This is a genomic window from Nocardioides gilvus (genome assembly GCF_003194605.1).
Lineage (GTDB): Bacteria > Actinomycetota > Actinomycetes > Propionibacteriales > Nocardioidaceae > Nocardioides > Nocardioides gilvus.
In genome coordinates, this window is sequence record NZ_QHKY01000007.1 from 98073 (window position 1) to 114764 (window position 16692).

At 68.4% G+C, this 16692-nt stretch carries 16 protein-coding genes; 12 read left to right on the forward strand and 4 right to left on the reverse strand.

Annotated features, from left to right (window positions below; translation table 11 throughout):
• Nucleotides 1-22: 22 nt before the first annotated feature.
• Nucleotides 23-973 carry a Gmad2 immunoglobulin-like domain-containing protein gene (locus DNK52_RS15730; protein WP_110241988.1) on the reverse strand — a complete coding sequence of 317 codons (951 nt, stop codon included), beginning with the start codon at nucleotides 971-973 and terminating at the stop codon, nucleotides 23-25.
• A 93-nt stretch (nucleotides 974-1066) separates the two neighbouring features.
• Between DNK52_RS15730 and DNK52_RS15735 the strand changes: the two genes are divergently transcribed.
• The 9 genes from DNK52_RS15735 (at nucleotide 1067) to era (ending at nucleotide 9174) form a co-directional block, all read left to right on the forward strand.
• Nucleotides 1067-1420: a histidine triad nucleotide-binding protein gene (locus DNK52_RS15735; RefSeq protein WP_110242033.1), complete on the forward strand. Its 354-nt coding sequence runs from the start codon at nucleotides 1067-1069 to the stop codon at nucleotides 1418-1420.
• Nucleotides 1421-1507: 87 nt separating this feature from the next.
• Entirely contained in the window at nucleotides 1508-2530 is a 1023-nt protein-coding gene (locus DNK52_RS15740) for a PhoH family protein (RefSeq protein WP_110241989.1), read from the forward strand.
• Nucleotides 2527-2985 (forward strand): rRNA maturation RNase YbeY, encoded by a 459-nt coding sequence (gene ybeY, locus DNK52_RS15745; protein ID WP_110241990.1) that lies wholly within the window; start codon nucleotides 2527-2529, stop codon nucleotides 2983-2985. Before DNK52_RS15740 ends, ybeY begins: the two co-directional genes overlap by 4 nt.
• A 31-nt stretch (nucleotides 2986-3016) precedes the next feature.
• The gene (locus DNK52_RS15750; protein WP_110241991.1) at nucleotides 3017-4327 is read left to right on the forward strand and encodes a hemolysin family protein; all 1311 of its coding nucleotides are present in this window, start codon (nucleotides 3017-3019) and stop codon (nucleotides 4325-4327) included.
• Nucleotides 4324-4683: a cytidine deaminase gene (locus DNK52_RS15755; protein ID WP_110241992.1), complete on the forward strand. Its 360-nt coding sequence runs from the start codon at nucleotides 4324-4326 to the stop codon at nucleotides 4681-4683. The genes DNK52_RS15750 and DNK52_RS15755 overlap by 4 nt, the downstream gene beginning before the upstream one ends.
• A 39-nt stretch (nucleotides 4684-4722) precedes the next feature.
• Nucleotides 4723-6093: an FAD-binding oxidoreductase gene (locus tag DNK52_RS15760; RefSeq protein ID WP_110241993.1), complete on the forward strand. Its 1371-nt coding sequence runs from the start codon at nucleotides 4723-4725 to the stop codon at nucleotides 6091-6093.
• Complete coding sequence (locus DNK52_RS15765) at nucleotides 6090-7403, forward strand: class I SAM-dependent methyltransferase (RefSeq protein ID WP_110241994.1); 1314 nt, start codon at nucleotides 6090-6092, stop codon at nucleotides 7401-7403. The genes DNK52_RS15760 and DNK52_RS15765 overlap by 4 nt, the downstream gene beginning before the upstream one ends.
• A 38-nt stretch (nucleotides 7404-7441) precedes the next feature.
• A complete protein-coding gene (locus tag DNK52_RS15770; RefSeq protein WP_110241995.1) occupies nucleotides 7442-8212 on the forward strand; it encodes a siderophore-interacting protein in 771 nt (256 codons plus the stop codon).
• Entirely contained in the window at nucleotides 8209-9174 is a 966-nt protein-coding gene (gene era / locus DNK52_RS15775; protein ID WP_239455754.1) for a GTPase Era, read from the forward strand. The genes DNK52_RS15770 and era overlap by 4 nt, the downstream gene beginning before the upstream one ends.
• Nucleotides 9175-9205: 31 nt before the next feature.
• On the opposite strand, the gene DNK52_RS15780 is transcribed toward era, so the two are convergent.
• Entirely contained in the window at nucleotides 9206-10045 is an 840-nt protein-coding gene (locus tag DNK52_RS15780; protein WP_110241997.1) for a septum formation family protein, read from the reverse strand.
• Nucleotides 10042-10560, reverse strand: coding sequence for a flavodoxin family protein (locus DNK52_RS15785; RefSeq protein WP_110241998.1), 519 nt, complete (start codon nucleotides 10558-10560; stop codon nucleotides 10042-10044). The genes DNK52_RS15780 and DNK52_RS15785 overlap by 4 nt, the downstream gene beginning before the upstream one ends.
• Nucleotides 10561-10761: 201 nt before the next feature.
• Here DNK52_RS15785 and leuA point away from each other — a divergent pair, with 201 nt between their 5' ends.
• Nucleotides 10762-12540 (forward strand): 2-isopropylmalate synthase, encoded by a 1779-nt coding sequence (gene leuA / locus DNK52_RS15790; protein WP_110241999.1) that lies wholly within the window; start codon nucleotides 10762-10764, stop codon nucleotides 12538-12540.
• A gap of 20 nt (nucleotides 12541-12560) precedes the next feature.
• Here leuA and DNK52_RS15795 read toward each other — a convergent pair whose 3' ends face one another.
• Nucleotides 12561-15008, reverse strand: a complete 2448-nt coding sequence (locus DNK52_RS15795; protein ID WP_110242000.1) for an ATP-binding protein — start codon at nucleotides 15006-15008, stop codon at nucleotides 12561-12563.
• 119 nt (nucleotides 15009-15127) lie between these two features.
• Here DNK52_RS15795 and recO point away from each other — a divergent pair, with 119 nt between their 5' ends.
• Together recO and DNK52_RS15805 are read left to right on the forward strand one after the other, a co-directional pair.
• The gene (gene recO / locus DNK52_RS15800) at nucleotides 15128-15856 is read left to right on the forward strand and encodes a DNA repair protein RecO (RefSeq protein ID WP_110242001.1); all 729 of its coding nucleotides are present in this window, start codon (nucleotides 15128-15130) and stop codon (nucleotides 15854-15856) included.
• On the forward strand, nucleotides 15853-16692 hold the full coding sequence (locus DNK52_RS15805; RefSeq protein ID WP_110242002.1) for an isoprenyl transferase: 840 nt from the start codon (nucleotides 15853-15855) through the stop codon (nucleotides 16690-16692). Before recO ends, DNK52_RS15805 begins: the two co-directional genes overlap by 4 nt.

Below are 16692 nucleotides of genomic sequence, written 5' to 3' on the forward strand. Positions count from 1 at the left end.
TCACCGGTCAGCTCCAGCTGGCTCAGTCGAGCGTGAAGTCCTTGCTGTCGCTCGTCACCCTGGCTCCTCGTTCGCCGTCCGAGGGGTCGTCGGTGGAGGCCACAAAGGTGTAGTCACCCGGGGCCAACTCCGAGACGTCGATGCTGGTCGCCCACGGGTGGAGAGCATCCATCCAGCCGTCGGCGGTGGCGTAGCCCTCGAGCACGACCTCGTCCTCGCGCAGGATCTGCCACGGCACGTTGGCCTCGGGGGAGCTGGCCACCCCTTCCGCGTCGAGCACGTCGCCGCTCACTGCCTGACCCTGCGTGGGGACGGTGACGTTGACCATGGCGAGGCTCTGGTTCCACTTCGAGGCGCGGAACGGCTCCGTGATGTCGATCCCGAAGAGGGTGTTGGACGGCTCAGCGCCGGGCTGGGTCTCGGGTGCGCCCTCCTCATCGGCAGCAGGCTCCGCAGCGGGACGTACGAAGCGCACGGGCGCCTGGCTCTGCTCGACGCCCTGGAGAGTGCGCACCATCTGCTGGATGGCCAGTTGTGCGTCGCCTTCCTTCATGCCGCGGGCGAGCCCGGTGGAGATGTCACCGTTGAGCTGGACCGTGATGACCTTGCGTCCAGCCTCGGCGGAGAGCACGGTCCCCCCGGGCCACAGGGTGCGGTAGTCGGTGTCGAGAGGCATGCCGCCGTCGACGAGCCGGGCGGCCTCCGTGAGAGTGACTCCCTGCACCTCCCGGAACTCACGGAAGAGACGGTCCTTGCCACCTGCCTCGCCCACGAAGTAGATCGGGGCGGCGACCGTGACGGTGGGTTCCTCGCTCTCCTCCGGCTCCGAGGGGCTCTGGCTGGCGGGGGTGGATTCCGCGGTGGGGTCGTTCTCGGCGGACCCTTGGGTGCCACACCCGGCCAGGACGAAGGTGGCCGTCACCACGGCAGCGAGCCCGCGACGTCGGCGCGACTGGGAGGGGAGGTTCATCATGTACCCGAGAGTAGTCAAGGGTCGCTCCTCGTGTGGGTGATTCACTCCAAGGTCGAAGAGCCGATCCCCTCGTGCCACGCCTAGGGTGTGACCATGAGCACTACAGAGGCTGACTGCATCTTCTGCCGGATCGTGGCTGGAGAGATTCCTGCGACCGTCGTCCACCGCACGGCAACGACCGTCGCCTTCCGCGACGCCAACCCGCAGGCGCCCACCCACGTCCTGGTGGTGCCGCGTACGCACGTGGCCAACGCCGCCGAGCTCGCGGACGTCGAGCCCGGCACCATGTCCGACCTGGTGACCGCCGCAGCAGCGGTGGCCCACGAGGACGGCCTGGGCAGCGACTACCGTCTCGTCTTCAACACCGGAGCCGGGGCCGGCCAGACGGTCTTCCACGCCCATCTCCACCTGCTCGGTGGACGATCGCTGGCCTGGCCGCCCGGCTGATTCCGAACCCCGTGGGTGCTATCGAGCGCCTCCCGTAACATGGGGGTCCAGTCGCCACCGTCGAAAGGCCGCCCACACCGGGCCCCCATGTCCCAGACACCTCTCACCACGAAGCACACGCTGGTGGTGCCCTCCAGCGTTGACATGGTCGCCGTGCTCGGCCCGGCCGACGTCCACCTCGATCTCCTCGAGGACCTCTTCGACGTGGCTGTCCACGTGCGTGGCAACCGCATCAGCATGAGCGGCGAGATCCACCAGGTCGCGGCGGTCGAGAAGGCTCTTTCCGAAGTCGTCACGATCGTGCGGTCCGGTCACGGGATCACGCCCGAGACCGTCGAGCGCATCATCGCCATGGTCAAGGCGGAGGACGACGCGCGCCCGGCCGACGTCCTGGGGCACCACATCCTGACGAACCGTGGCCGCACGATCCGGCCCAAGACGCTGAACCAGAAGAAGTACGTCGACGCGATCGACAATCACACGATCACCTTCGGCATCGGTCCGGCCGGTACCGGCAAGACCTACTTGGCGATGGCGAAGGCGGTGCAGGCGCTGCAGCGTCAGGAGGTCAGCCGGATCATCCTGACCCGGCCCGCGGTCGAGGCCGGTGAACGCCTCGGTTTTCTGCCGGGCACCCTCACCGAGAAGATCGACCCCTACCTGCGCCCGCTGTACGACGCTTTGCACGACATGATGGATCCGGAGACGATCCCCAGGCTGATGACGGCCGGGACCATCGAGGTGGCGCCGCTGGCCTACATGCGCGGCCGTACGCTCAACGAGGCCTTCGTGATCCTGGACGAGGCCCAGAACACCTCACCCGAGCAGATGAAGATGTTCCTCACGCGACTCGGATTCGGGTCCAAGATGGTGGTCACGGGCGACACCACCCAGATCGACCTCCCCGGGGGGATGCGCTCGGGTCTGCGCGTCGTGGAGCAGATCCTCGAAGGAGTGGAGGACCTCTCCTTCCACCGCCTCGACAGCGACGACGTCGTGCGCCACCGCCTGGTGGGCAGGATCGTCGCGGCGTACGACGAGCACGACGCCCGCCGCGAAGCCGCCACCGCCGCCGAGGTCACCCCGCCAGTCAAGGAGAAGCGTCCGTGAGCATCGAGGTCCTCAACGAGTCCGGCCACGAGATCGACGTGACCGCCCTGTCGGCGTTGAGTCGGTTCGTGATGGAGCAGATGCGCGTCCACCCACAGGCGGAGCTCTGCATCAAGGCGGTCGACGAGGAGACCATCGCTGAGCTCAACGCACAGTGGATGGAGAAGGAGGGACCGACCGACGTGCTGGCCTTCCCGATGGACGAGTTGCGCCCGGGGCTGGTCAACGAGGAGCCGGAGGAGGGCGTCCTGGGTGACCTGGTGCTCTGTCCGGCGGTCGCGGAGCGACAGGGTGACAGCGCCGGGCACGGGACCTGGGCAGAGATCGAGCTCCTGACCACCCACGGCATCCTCCACCTGCTGGGTTATGACCACGCGGAGCCTGAGGAGCACAAGGAGATGTTCGGCCTGCAGGACGACCTGCTCGCCCGCTGGCGAGCCCTGCCCGCCGGATGACCGCGTTGCGCCCGGGTGGGCAGGCCCGACCATGAGCGGGGGATGGCTGCTGGCCACGACCGTCGTGCTCGTGCTGCTGGCCGGGGTGTTCTCGGCCGCGGACGCCGCCCTCAGCCAGTTCTCCCGGGCTCGTGCCGAGGAGCTCGTGGCCCAGCGCAAGGCCGGTGCTCGGCATCTCCTGCTGATCCTCGGTGAGCCGGCTCGCTATCTCAACACCGTCCTTCTGCTGCGGCTGTCCTGCGAGATGGCAGCGACCGTCGGCGTCGCCCTGTGGTGGCACGACTTCTACGACGGCGCCTGGTGGCCCACGGCGTTGACCAGCGTCGCGGTGATGGTGCTGATCTCGTTCGTGATCATCGGAGTCGCGCCGCGCACGTTGGGCCGTCAGCACGACGCGGCCTGCGCGACCTTCCTGGCCGGACCGGTCATCGCGATGACCAGGGTGTTGGGCCCGCTGCCGCAGCTGCTGATCCTGGTGGGCAACGCCATCACTCCGGGCCGTGGCTTCCGTCGTGGACCGTTCTCCAGCGAGACCGAACTGCGTGAACTGGTCGACCTGGCGGAGGCGTCCGACGTGATCGAGGAGGGTGAGCGGAAGATGATCCACTCGGTCTTCGAGCTCGGGGACACGATCTGTCGCGAGGTGATGGTGCCGAGACCCGACATGGTCTACGTCGAGCGCCACAAGAACCTGCGCCAGGTGACGAGTCTCTTCCTGCGGTCCGGATACTCGCGGATCCCGGTCATCGGCGAGAACCTCGATGACATCGTCGGGGTCGCCTACTTCAAGGACGTCGTACGGCGGGACTTCGAGGATCCGCAGATCGAGACCACTCTGCGGGTCGACGAGGTCATGCGTGATGCCTACTTCGTGCCCGACACGAAGGCGGCCGGGGACCTGCTCACCGAGATGCAGTCACGGCGCCAGCACGTGGCGGTGGTGGTCGACGAGTACGGCGGCACGACGGGGTTGGTGACCATCGAGGACGTGCTCGAGGAGATCGTCGGCGAGATCACCGACGAGTATGACGAAGAGGTGCCGGAGTCCGAGGTCACCGAGGCAGGCACGCGTGTCTCGGTCCGCTACGCCGTCGACGACCTGGTCGACCTGTTCGGCATCAACGTGATCGATGACGAGGTCGACACCGTGGGGGGACTGATGGCCAAACATCTCGGCAAGGTCCCACTGGCCGGCGCGGTCGTGGAGGTCCATGGCCTGCGCTTCGAGGCGGAGGGTCCGTCAGGTCGCCGCAACAAGGTGGGCACGGTGCTGGTCGGACCGGTCGAGCCCAAGGGATCGGACCCGGTCGCCCCAGGACTCAAGGAGGAGAACGAACGATGACACCACCCGCAGACCTCTCGCCCGAGGACGCCAAGTTGGTCACCCTGGCCAAGGCCACCCGCGCTCGGGTGGACGCGGCGGAAGGGGCAGCCGTGCGCGACACCGACGGGCGGACGTACGCCGCCGCCTCGGTCGCTCTGCCCTCCCTCACCCTGAGCGCGGTCCAGGTCTGCGTGGCCATGGCGTACGCGTCGGGGTCACGAGGTCTGGAGGCGGTCGTACGACTGGCAGCCACCGCTGAGCTCCCGGTCACGGACCGCGGGGTGCTGGGTGACTTCGCCGGTCGTGACGTGGTCATCCACCTCGGCGACCCGCGCGGGAGCCTCACCTTCAGCGGGAGACTTCACCAGTTCTGAGGGTCGCGCCGGTCCTCGGCCTGCCTTACGGTTGATGGCATGAGCGTGCACGTGGCTCGTGCGGAGGGCCAACGCCACGAGGCCGCCGTCGCCCGGTTGCGGGCGTCGTACGCGGCCCTACCGGTCGGTGCCCCGGTCCGGCTGGCCAAGAGGACCAGCAACCTCTTCCGGCCGCGGGCCGTGCCGACGACTGGCCTCGACGTCTCCGGTCTCGACGGGGTCCTGGCAGTCGATCCCGACGGACGCGAGGCGGTGGTGCAGGGCATGTGCACCTACCAGCGTCTCGTGGAGGCGACGCTGCCACACGGGTTGATGCCGCTGGTCGTGCCACAGCTGCGCACCATCACCCTCGGTGGAGCGGTCAGCGGCCTCGGGATCGAGTCCACGAGCTTTCGTCATGGCCTGCCGCACGAGTCGGTGCTCGAGATGGACGTCCTCACCGGTGCCGGGGAGGTGGTGACGTGCCGCCCGGGCGATGAGCTGTTCGATGCCTTTCCCAACTCCTACGGCTCCTTGGGGTACGCGATCCGGTTGCGTGTCGAGCTGACCCCGGTGGGGGAGTACGTCGCGCTGCGCCACGTCCCCTTCACCAGCGCCGAGGCTCTCGGGGAGGCCGTCGAGAAGATCGTCCGGTCCGGTGAGTGGCTCGGCACACGGGTGGATGCGATGGACGGGGTGGCCTTCTCACCCACCGACCTGCGACTCAGCCTGGCTGCCTTCGAGGCGGAGCCCGGCCCGGTCTCGGACTACACCGGCTCCGAGATCTACCACCGGTCGGTGCGGGAGAAGGAGTCCGACCTGCTCACCGCGCACGACTACCTCTGGCGCTGGGACACCGACTGGTTCTGGTGTGCACAGGCCCTCGGCCTGGAGCACCCGTTGGTGCGGCGGTTCTGGCCCCGCCGCTGGCGGCATTCCGAGATCTACCAGCGCATCGTCGCCACCGAACGCCGCCATCATGTGGTGGATCGTCTGGACCGGCTGCGGGGACGTCCGGCACGCGAGCGCGTGATCCAGGACGTCGAGGTGCCGCTGGATGCGTTGGGCGACTTCCTGGCGTGGTTCGACCGCCACGTCTCGATGCGTCCGGTGTGGCTCTGCCCGTTGCGGCTCCGGGGCGAGCGGACCTGGCCGACCTATCCGCTGCGGCCGGGGGAGACGTACGTCAACCTCGGCTTCTGGGGGACGGTGGCGGTGGGACCCACTGCGGGTGGAGCACCGCTCAACCGGGCCGTCGAGGCGCGGGTCACTGACCTGGGCGGTCACAAGTCGCTCTACTCCGACGCCTACTACGGACCCGAGGAGTTCCATCGACTCTACGGAGGCGCGCACCTGGCCCGGGTGAAGGCCATGCATGACCCGCAGGACCGACTGAGCAACCTCTACGACAAGGCGGTGCTTCGACGATGAGTGAGATCAAGATCCCGAAACAGACCCGCAACCACGAATCGACCCGGTCCCCGTCGATAGCCGGAGCAATGGCGTCCCTGCTGCGCGACGGGATGCCGGTGCGCTTCTCCGCGTACGACGGCAGCACCGCCGGTCCGCCGCAGAGTCGCACCGGGCTCGAGCTCAAGAGCGAGCGCGGGCTGTCCTACCTGCTCACCGCTCCCGGTGACCTCGGAATGGTGCGGGCCTACGTCTCCGGAGACCTCGACATGGTCGGGGTGCACCCCGGAGACCCCTACGACCTGCTCGTCGACCTCATGGACCGCACCAGGTTCCGGGCGCCGGGGCCTGTCGAGCTGGTGCAGGCGCTCCGGGGTCTGGGGATCGCTCACCTGTTCCCGCCACCCCCGCCGCCCCAGGAACACCTCCCGCGCTGGCGTCGCGCCGTGGAAGGGGTGCGGCACTCGATCGCCCGGGACGCCAACGTCATCGAGCACCACTACGACGTCTCCAACGCCTTCTACGAGCACGTCCTCGGTCCCTCGATGGCTTACACGTGTGCTCTCTATCCCTACCCGGGGGCGACCTTGGAGGAGGCTCAGGCCGCCAAGTTCGACCTCGTGGCGCGCAAGTTGGCGCTGCGTCCCGGGCAACGACTCCTCGACGTCGGGTGTGGGTGGGGTGGCATGGCGATCCATGCCGCGCGCGAGTACGGGGTCCAGGTGCTCGGAGTGACGCTGTCGGCGGAGCAGGCGGCATGGGCGCGCGCGGAGGTCGAGCGTGCCGGACTGTCGCCATCGGTCGAGATCCGGCACCAGGACTATCGTCACGTCACCGAGACAGGCTTCGACGCGGTGAGCTCGATCGGCCTGACCGAGCACATCGGGGTGGGGAAGTACCCGGAGTACTTCTTCTTCCTGCTCTCCCGCCTGCGCAGGGGAGGCCGGCTGCTCAACCACTCCATCACCCGGCCGCACAACCGGCGCCAGGAGACGGGCGCCTTCATCGACCGGTACGTGTTTCCCGACGGTGAGCTCACTGGCGTCGGGCGGATCATCACCGAGGCCCAGGACGTCGGGTTCGAGGTCCTTCACGTCGAGAACCTGCGGCACCACTACGCCCTCACCCTGCGCGACTGGTGCCGCAACCTGGTGGAGCACTGGGACGACTGCGTCGAGGAGGTCGGAGTGGGCACCGCCCGGGTCTGGGGGCTCTACATGGCTGGTTCGCGGTTGGGGTTCGAACGCAACGACGTGCAGTTGCACCAGGTGCTGACGGTGCGACCCTCCGCGTCCGGCGAGAACGGGTGGCCCCTGCGCGAGGAGTGGTGAGATTCTCCGTTCCGTGCCGAGGTGACTAGCCTTGTCCGGTGAGCACCAGAGCCAGGCAGTACCCCGCTGAGGTGCTGCGACGTGAACAACTCAGCGAGCACCTGGTCCGTCTGGTCCTCGGCGGTGAGGGGCTCGGCGACTTCGTGAGCACCGACCTGCCCGATGAATGGGTCGGTCTGGTGGTGCCCGGGCAGTTCCAGGTGCGCTACTACACGGTGCGCTCGTGGGACGGTTCGGAGATGGTCCTCGACGTGGTGGTGCACGAGACGGGCCTGGTCACCGAGTGGGCTCGCGGCGACTGTGTCGGCGAGACCGTGACGATCACCGAGGCGAAGGCGTCCTTCGCCATGCCCGACGAAGCGCAGTGGGTGCTGCTGGTGGGCGACCTCACCGCGCTGCCTGCGATGGCCCGGATCACGGAGTCCGTGAAGGTGCCCACGCGAATCTGGGCCGAGGTCCCTGATGACCTCGCGGGTTACCTGCCGGTCGGCAGCGACGTCACCTGGCTCGATACCCCTCCCGGCGGCTCCGCCCTGGCCGAGACGGTCGAGACCATCGACTGGCCGCAGGGCAGCGGCTACTTCTGGATGGCAGGGGAGTCCGCGCAGATGCGGGCGATCCGCAAGCACCTGATGCGGGTACGGCAGATGCCGTCCTCGGACTACGACGTCATGGGCTACTGGCGCAGCACCGCCGGGCGGCAGCCGCGTGCTGTCGATCCAGCCCCGATCCACCGCGCCGGCAAGGCCTCCGGCAAGTCCGACCAACAGATCTGGGCGGACTACGACGCTGCCCGGGAGGAATCATGAACCAATCGCCCATGCCTGACCCGACGCCCAACTCGGCTCCCTCTCTCCCCGCGCACCGCAGCGGCTTCGTCTCCTTCGTGGGACGGCCCAACGCGGGCAAGTCCACGCTGACCAACGCCTTGGTCGGCACCAAGGTGGTCATCACCTCGAACAAGCCCCAGACCACCCGCACCGTGGTGCGCGGCATCGTGCACCGCCCGGACGCCCAGTTGATCCTCGTGGACACTCCCGGGCTGCACCGGCCGCGCACGCTCCTGGGTGAGCGCCTCAACGACCTGGTCCGGACGACCCTGTCGGAGGTCGACGTCGTCGCGGTCTGTTTCCCGGCCAACGAAAAGGTCGGCCCCGGCGACAAGTTCATCGTCAACGAGGTCGGCAAGGTGCGCCGCACGATCAAGGTCGCGATCGCCACCAAGACCGACCTTGCGACCCCTGAGCAGATCGCCGACCACCTGCTGGCGATCGCCAGACTGGGTGTCGAGACCAACACCGAGTGGGCAGAGATCATCCCGGTCTCCGCGCTCGAGGGCGATCAGGTCGGACTGCTCTCCGACCTCCTGGTCGCCCTGCTGCCCGAGGGCCCGCAGCTCTACCCCGACGGCGACCTGACCGATGCCCCCGAGCAGGTCCTGGCTGCCGAGCTGATCCGTGAAGCGGCGCTCGAGGGCGTACGCGACGAGCTCCCCCACTCGATCGCCGTGGTGGTCGAGGAGATGGGGCTGCGGGAGGGTCGAGACGAGGACAAGCCGCTCCTCGACATCTACGCCAGTCTCTACGTTGAGCGTGACTCCCAGAAGGGGATCATGATCGGCCACAAGGGTGCCCGTCTCAAGGAGGTCGGCAAGACTGCTCGACTCCAGATCGAGGCACTGCTGGGCACCCCGGTCTACCTGGACCTGCACATCAAGATCGCCAAGGACTGGCAGCGCGACCCCCGTCAGTTGCGCAAGCTCGGTTTCTGAGGGTCTGGTTGATGCTGGGACCGCGGCCGAGTCAGGCCGGGACCCAGCAGATCCCGTACCTGCGACCGGCCTTCCACTGCTTGCGGGTCGGTCCTTCCTGCGACCACCTCACGTCGAGGGGATTGGTGGCCTCCTCGGTGGCGACGTCGCTGCACGCGTCGTCCATGGTGGTTTCGATGGACCCAGCACCCGGGTACGCTTCGCCGGAGATGTCGACGGTGCTCACCGCCCGCCAGGCGTGGGCGCCGCGGCACGTCGTCCGCTTGAAGGACTTGCTGCCGGGGTCTCCGCTCGCGCAGAGGGCGTAGCGCTCCCGGCGGCCCGGGTCATCGAGCAGTCCCTGCACCGGGGTCTGGAGCACCAACAGGGTCCGTTCGGTGAGCGGGGCAACGAGGTCGCACCGGAACCAGTCCGCCCCGGCTTCCTCCTGCTCGATGGTCGGGGTGAACCAGACCGTGGTCAGGAGACTGCGGCGCAGCAGGTCCTTGTTGCCGCCGAGATGTTTCTGGAGTCGATCGGGGCAGACCCTCGCGACCTGCTTCTGGACGCTCGGCGCGTCGACAGCGAGCCGCGTCCCGTCGGAGTCCCGCTTGACCCGGCCCACGTAGAAGGTCACGGCGGTGGGCTTCTTGGCACATCCCACGCGCTTCTTCACCGGTGCGGTGGGAGCCAAGGCATCGTTCCAGGTGAGTCGGTGGCAGTCGCCCACCTTGGGTCGCCGTGGCGGTTTCGGCTTCTCGGACACGGCCGGCTCCGGCGTCTGCTGTGTCGACGTCGAGCGCGCGTCGTCCCTGTTGCCCTCGTCGGTGCAGGCGCTGAGGCCGAAGAGCATCGTCAGGCACGCCAGGGCGGAGACTGAGGCGTGCCTCACCGCTCCTCCAGGGTCAACGCCGCGAGAGTGGCGCCCAGTTCGTACGCGGCCTCGCGCTCGACGTCGCCCACGTCTCCCAGGATCTCCAGCGGTGGCGCCATCTGGCGCCACGGCAGCGCGCCGGCGATGCTGAGCACGGACCGGGTCGCGCCGGTCGTGTCGTAGCGGCCGTGCACCCAGAGCCCGTACGGCAACTTGGTGGCCGACGACCCGAGAGCGCCGCCGTCACCGCCGCCGTCGGGCGCAAGTGCTCCGCCGGCCGCCAGGAAGACGGTGTCGAAGAAGTGCTTGAGCGCCCCGCTCATGTACCCGAAGTTTGCGGTGGTCCCGAGCAGCAGGCCGTCGGCGGCGGCGAGGTCGTCGATGCCGGCCTCGAGAGCGTGGCACGACACGATCTCCAGATCGCCCGAGCCGGCCTCCGCCAACTCCGGGGCCCGGGTGCCGGCCAGCACGGCCTCGGTCAGAGCCTGCGAGACAGGAGTGGGGGAGTGATGGACTACCAGCAGTCGGGACATGCCTCCCAGCCTACGAGTCGCGCGATCTGTGCCCACCTCAAGTCGCGTCAGTGCGGTGATGGGCGTATCGTGGCTCGTGTCATGAAGCGATTCTTTCTCCTCCTTCGCCGCCGCAGCGAGGCCTGAAGCACATCCGGCCCCCTCGTTGCGGAGTGAATGCTGCGCGCCGGCCGCCCCTACGCCGATGAACGAGGAGTCTCCATGACCAACCTGAGCAACACCAGCAACCAGCAGAAGCACAGCCCGATGCCGTACGGCCGCTACCGGCCCTTCGAGCCCGTCACGGTGCCGGACCGCACTTGGCCCTCGAAGAAGATCACGCGGGCCCCCCGCTGGCTCTCGACCGACCTGCGTGACGGCAACCAGGCCCTGATCGACCCGATGACGCCCGCGCGCAAGCTGACGATGTTCGACCTGCTGGTGAAGATGGGCTACAAGGAGATCGAGGTCGGTTTCCCCAGCGCCAGTCAGACCGACTTCGACTTCGTGCGCCAGTTGATCCAAGAGGACCGGATCCCCGACGACGTCCAGATCTCGGTGCTGACCCAGGCTCGCGAGGACCTGATCGAGCGCACCGCCGAATCCCTGGCCGGGGCGCCGCGAGCGACGATCCACATGTACAACGCCACCGCCCCGCTCTTCCAGCGGGTCGTCTTCGGGGTCACCCCCCAGGAGTGCATCGAGATCGCGGTCCGGGGCACCGAGATGGTGATGAAGTACGCCGAGAAGCACGTGGGTGCACTGGTCGGCAGCGAAGACTTCGGTTACCAGTACAGCCCCGAGATCTTCACCCAGTCCGACACCGACTTCGCCCTGAGCGTGTGCGAGGCCGTCTCGGACGTGTGGCAGCCCGAGGCGGGTCGCGAGATCATCCTCAACCTGCCGGCGACGGTCGAGATGTCCACGCCGAACACCTATGCCGACCAGATCGAGTACTTCAGCCGTGGCCTGACCCGCCGTGAGCACTCGGCGATCAGCCTGCACCCGCACAACGACCGTGGCACTGCCGTCGCAGCGACCGAACTCGGCCTGATGGCTGGGGGCGACCGGGTCGAGGGATGCCTGTTCGGACACGGCGAGCGCACCGGCAACGTCGACCTGGTCACCCTGGGGATGAATCTGTTCAGCCAGGGGATCGACCCGCAGATCGACTTCGCCGTCGACGGCGGGATCGACGAGATCCGCCGCACCGTCGAGTACTGCACCGGCCTGCCGGTGCACCCGCGGCACCCGTACGCCGGCGACCTCGTCTACACGGCGTTCTCCGGCTCCCACCAGGACGCCATCAAGAAGGGCCTCGAGGACCTGGAGCGTCGCGCCGAGGAGCAGGGGATCTCGGTGCGGGACATCGAGTGGGAGGCTCCCTACCTGCCGATCGACCCCAAGGACGTCGGCCGCAGTTACGAGGCCGTGATCCGGGTCAACAGCCAGTCCGGCAAGGGCGGTGTCGCGTACGTCCTGAAGGCCGAGCACAACCTGGACCTGCCCCGTCGCGCACAGATCGAGTTCAGCCGGGTGATCCAGGCACACACCGACTCCCAAGGTGGGGAGATCACCCCGGAGCGCATCTGGGAGGTCTTCAGCTCCGAGTACCTGGAGCGCGAGTCACCGCTGCGCCTCAACTCGGTGCACACGTCCTCGGCCGCCGGCGAGAAGGACCAGTTGAGCGTCAACGTGTACGTGGACGGCGTCGCCCGGACCCTGACCGGCGAGGGCAACGGACCGATCGCTGCGTTCAGCCACGCGCTCAACGAGCTCGTCGCCTCCGAGCAGGCAGCCGGCAACCCGGCGTACGACAAGCGCGGCGACGTCCGGGTCCTGGACTATGCCGAGCACGCGCTGTCAGCCGGCGGTGACGCCATCGCTGCTGCGTACGTCGAGTGCGCCGTGGGCGACCAGGTGCTGTGGGGGGTTGGCCTGGACGCCAACATCGTCACGGCTTCGCTGAAGGCAGTCGTCAGCGCGGTCAACCGCGCCTGATCGCGGAGAAGTTCGCCGGGTCAGGCGCGCTCAACGCCGGAGTTCGTCTCCCGTTTGCGCCTCGACGACTCGGTCAGTGGCAGCAGGACGGTCACGGTCGTGCCGGCGAGGTGGGCGGAGTCGATGGTGATCGTGCCTCCGTGGGCCAGGATGATCGACTGGACCGTCGAGAGCCCGAGGCCGGTGCCCTGTATCTCGCGGCGCTGTGCCGTGGTGCTGCGCCAGAAGCGCGTGAAGAGGTGCACCTGCTCGTCGGCTGCGATGCCCAGGCCGTCGTCGTGCACCAGGAAGCGGCCCTGGCCCTCGCTCACGTCGAGCACACAGCGCACCTGTCCGCCGTCCTCGGTGAACTTCACTGCGTTGCTCAGCAGGTTGGTCAGGGCGAGCGTCAGGGTGGGGAGGTCGCCGATCACGCTCACCTCGTCGGCCGGCGGCTCGAAGGTGACCGTGAGGGAGCGATTCTCGACGAGACCGGAGGTGGCGTCGCGGGCCTTGGCCAGGACATCGCGCAGATCGACCGGGTCCCGGTCCCAACTCAGGGTGTTGGAGGCCAGACCGCTGAGGGCGAGCAGGTTGTCGACCAGGGTCACCAACCGTTCCCCGTTGCGGGTGATGGCCTCCAGCGCCTTCACCTGACCCGCGGAGAGGTCACCCAGGTCGCCCTCGACGAGCATCTCCCCGTACCCGATGATCGTGCTCACCGGGGTGCGCAGCTCGTGGCTGACGGTCGAGACGAACTGATCCTTGGCGGTGTCGAGGTCCTTGAGCCGTCCGACGATCTGCCGCTCCTTCTCGAGCGCAGTGACCAGGAGCTCTGCGGTCTGGTGGAGTTCGGTGACGTCGGAGCCCACGCACAGGTAGCCGATGAGCGTGTCCCCGTGGTCGTGGATCCCGCTCAACGTCGTCGACACCCGACGGGTGGGGGCGCCGTCCCGGTTCAGGCTGGTCCGCCACTCCCAGTCGGTGGGCGGCGCGTCGACCTGGTGCTGCACCAGCGACGAGAAGTCTGCGGGGGCGTCATGGGCGGCTGCCCACGCGCTGAAACCCGCGGGGTCGAGGATGTCGGTGAAGGGCCTGCCCACGGCGTCGTACGTGCTCTGACCCAGCATGGCCTGGGCCCCGGCGTTGAAGAGGGTGATCCGGCCGTTGGTGTCCGTACCGATGATCGCGGTGTCGAGAGCGGCGCCCAGGACGTGCTCCATCAGCCCCGCCGCGTTGCGTTCGGCCGTCATGTCCAGCCCGGTCATCACCACGTGCGTCGGGGTGCCGGTGTCGTCGCAGACGACGCCGGAGGTCCACAGGACGCGGTGCTCACAGCCTTCGAGGTCGCGGACCCGTCCGTCGACGCTGGTGGGGATCAGTGACCCGTCCATCGTGGTGAACATCGCGGCAGCCTGCGCGCGGTGCTCAGGCGAGACGATGGTCTCCCAGATGGGACGTCCCACCACGTCGTCGGTGCGATGACCGAGGATCAGGCTGACCGCGGGGTTCGCCCGGAGCACGGTGCCGGCCATGTCGCTGACCATGATCATGCACCCGGTCGTGGCGAGGGTCATGTCGCTGAGGTCTCGGGAGGCCCGCAGCTCCCTCGCCAGACGGTCGCTCTGGTGCATCGAGAGGGCCACGGGCAGGCACAGCAGAGTCATGGCGACGAGGTAGCCCTGGGTGAGGCTGCCGACGACGACGGGGTCGGTGGCCGTGCCCTGCGACCACGCGAAGGGACCGTGCCCGAACGCAGCGTAGACATTGATCCCCACCGCGCAGAACAGGATCTGCCAACTGACGATGCGGAGTCCGAACCGGTAGGCGGCCCAGGTGAGCAGGGGGAGTGGGAGAAAGACGAGCGCAAGGTGCTGGGACGGCGCGAAGACGACGCCGATGGCGCCTGCGAGCAACAGGCTCTGCACCACGAAGGCCGCAGGATGGAACCGACGCAGGGTGCCGGGTCCGGTGGTCAGGACCGGCACGATGACCAGGACCGAGGCGAGGTGCGAGATGCCCAGGAGGATGAGCGAGGGAGGGGGTGTGTCTCCCTGGGAGGTGGCGTAGATGACGCCGCCGAGCACCATGACGGTGGCAGCTGCCGCTGCGCTCCCCATCAGCCTGACCACGTCCATCTGTCTGCGCAGCACGACGTCGGACGGGTCACGGCGACCGCGCAGGACCAAGGCTCCAGCCAGGGCGGCCACGAGGCTGGCCGACCCGTAGGCGAGCGAGAAGGTCACCGGGCGGTCACTCATCAGGAGCGCGGTGTAGTGGGAGACGCCGATGATCGGCACGAGGACCAGCCAGAGGCGTAGAGGCATCCGGGCCAGCAGCGCGACACTGAGACCGGCCACCGGCCACCAGGCCATGACCGGGAGGCCATCGGGTGAGAGGCGCAGGGCGCTGAAGCCTGTCGCGACGACGGCGCACAGCACCAGAGCGGCCCAGAGGGTCCCGCCCGGGTGCAGAGGTCGTGGCGTCACGTCGGAAAGTCTCCCAGCATGAGCGGACGAATGTGCGGCTTGACCCGAGTTTCATCGATGTTGGCCGAACGCGCCGGCCGCTACCCCGTCCACAGCCTCGTGAGAGGCACAATGGAGGGGTGCCTCTCTATCGCGACGAGGCGGTCGTCCTGCGCACCCACAAGTTGGGGGAGGCGGACCGCATCATCACCCTCCTGACCCGACACCACGGGCTGGTCCGAGCGGTGGCGAAGGGGGTACGACGGACGACGTCGCGCTGGGGTGCGCGCCTGGAGCCGTTCACCCACGTCGACCTGCAACTGGCCGAGGGTCGCTCACTCGACGTGATCACCCAGGCGGAGACGTTGACCCCGTTCCATCCCGGCCTCGGGATGGACTACGACCGCTACACGGCCGGGACGGTCATGCTGGAGACGGCCGAACGTCTCGTGGCCGAGGAGAAGGAACCGGCACTCCAGCAGTTCCTGCTGCTGGTGGGTGGGCTGCGGGCGATGATTGCCGGGGAGCATGCTCCGGGCCAGGTCCTGGACTCCTACCTGCTGCGTTCCCTGGCGGTGGCGGGGTACGCCCCGTCCTTCGACCACTGCGTGCGGTGCGGGACCGAGGGGCCCCACCGCTTCTTCCACCCCGCCGCGGGCGGGGTGCTGTGCAGCGTGTGTCGGATGCCCGGATCGGCCACCCCGGCCCCCGCGACCCTGGTGCTGCTGGGGGCGCTGATGGCGGGCGACTGGCCGGTGGTGCACGCCGCCGATCCCCGTTCCCGCAAGGAGGCCAGCGGTCTGGTTGCGGCCTACCTGGCGTGGCACATGGAGCGTGGACTGCGGTCACTGGCCTACGTCGAACGATGACCGGGCACGCAGGTTCTAGGCTGCACACTGTGAATCGTTCCGTCAGCCGACCCACCCCACATCCGAGTGGCGCGACCCCGCCCCCGATCCCGGCCGAGCTCGTACCGGAGCACGTCGCGATCGTGATGGACGGCAACGGCCGGTGGGCCAAGGAACGAGGCCTGCCACGAACGCGAGGTCACGAGCAGGGGGAGTCATCCCTCTTCGACGTCGTGGAGGGCGCCATCGAGATCGGGGTCAAGGCGATCTCCGCCTATGCCTTCTCGACCGAGAACTGGTCCCGGTCTCCCGCTGAGGTCAAGTTCCTGATGGGGTTCAACCGCGACGTGATCCGCCGCCGTCGTGACGAGATGCACGAGCTCGGGGTGCGGGTGCGATGGGCCGGTCGAGCTCCGCGGTTGTGGCGCTCGGTGATCCGCGAGCTCCAGGCGGCCGAGGAACTGACCCGGGACAACACGGTCTGCACCCTGACGATGTGCGTCAACTACGGTGGCAGGGCCGAGCTCGCCGACGCCGTGCAGGCGATCGCGCGCAAGGTGGCCGCAGGGCGGCTCGACCCCGAGAGGATCACCGAGAAGACGATCGCGGCCCACCTCTACGTGCCTGAGCTGTCCGATGCCGACATGGTCTGGCGCACGTCGGGGGAGCAGCGGCTCTCGAACTTCATGACCTGGCAGTCCGCCTACTCGGAGTTCGTCTTCTCCGACGTGCTGTGGCCCGACGTCGACCGACGTCACCTCTGGGCCGCGATCGACGAGTACGCACGTCGCGACCGTCGCTACGGAGGCGCGGTCCCCAACGAACAGCCCCAGACCGAGGCCGACACCGGCCTGTGA

Bases quoted from the DNA above. Each gene is read 5' to 3' on its own strand.
- DNK52_RS15730 (WP_110241988.1), bottom strand. From the start codon at position 973: ATGATGAACCTCCCCTCCCAGTCGCGCCGACGTCGCGGGCTCGCTGCC.
- DNK52_RS15735 (WP_110242033.1), top strand. From the start codon at position 1,067: ATGAGCACTACAGAGGCTGACTGCATCTTCTGCCGGATCGTGGCTGGA.
- DNK52_RS15740 (WP_110241989.1), top strand. From the start codon at position 1,508: ATGTCCCAGACACCTCTCACCACGAAGCACACGCTGGTGGTGCCCTCC.
- DNK52_RS15750 (WP_110241991.1), top strand. From the start codon at position 3,017: ATGAGCGGGGGATGGCTGCTGGCCACGACCGTCGTGCTCGTGCTGCTG.
- DNK52_RS15755 (WP_110241992.1), top strand. From the start codon at position 4,324: ATGACACCACCCGCAGACCTCTCGCCCGAGGACGCCAAGTTGGTCACC.
- DNK52_RS15760 (WP_110241993.1), top strand. From the start codon at position 4,723: ATGAGCGTGCACGTGGCTCGTGCGGAGGGCCAACGCCACGAGGCCGCC.
- DNK52_RS15765 (WP_110241994.1), top strand. From the start codon at position 6,090: ATGAGTGAGATCAAGATCCCGAAACAGACCCGCAACCACGAATCGACC.
- era (WP_239455754.1), top strand. From the start codon at position 8,209: ATGAACCAATCGCCCATGCCTGACCCGACGCCCAACTCGGCTCCCTCT.
- DNK52_RS15785 (WP_110241998.1), bottom strand. From the start codon at position 10,560: ATGTCCCGACTGCTGGTAGTCCATCACTCCCCCACTCCTGTCTCGCAG.
- leuA (WP_110241999.1), top strand. From the start codon at position 10,762: ATGACCAACCTGAGCAACACCAGCAACCAGCAGAAGCACAGCCCGATG.
- DNK52_RS15805 (WP_110242002.1), top strand. From the start codon at position 15,853: ATGACCGGGCACGCAGGTTCTAGGCTGCACACTGTGAATCGTTCCGTC.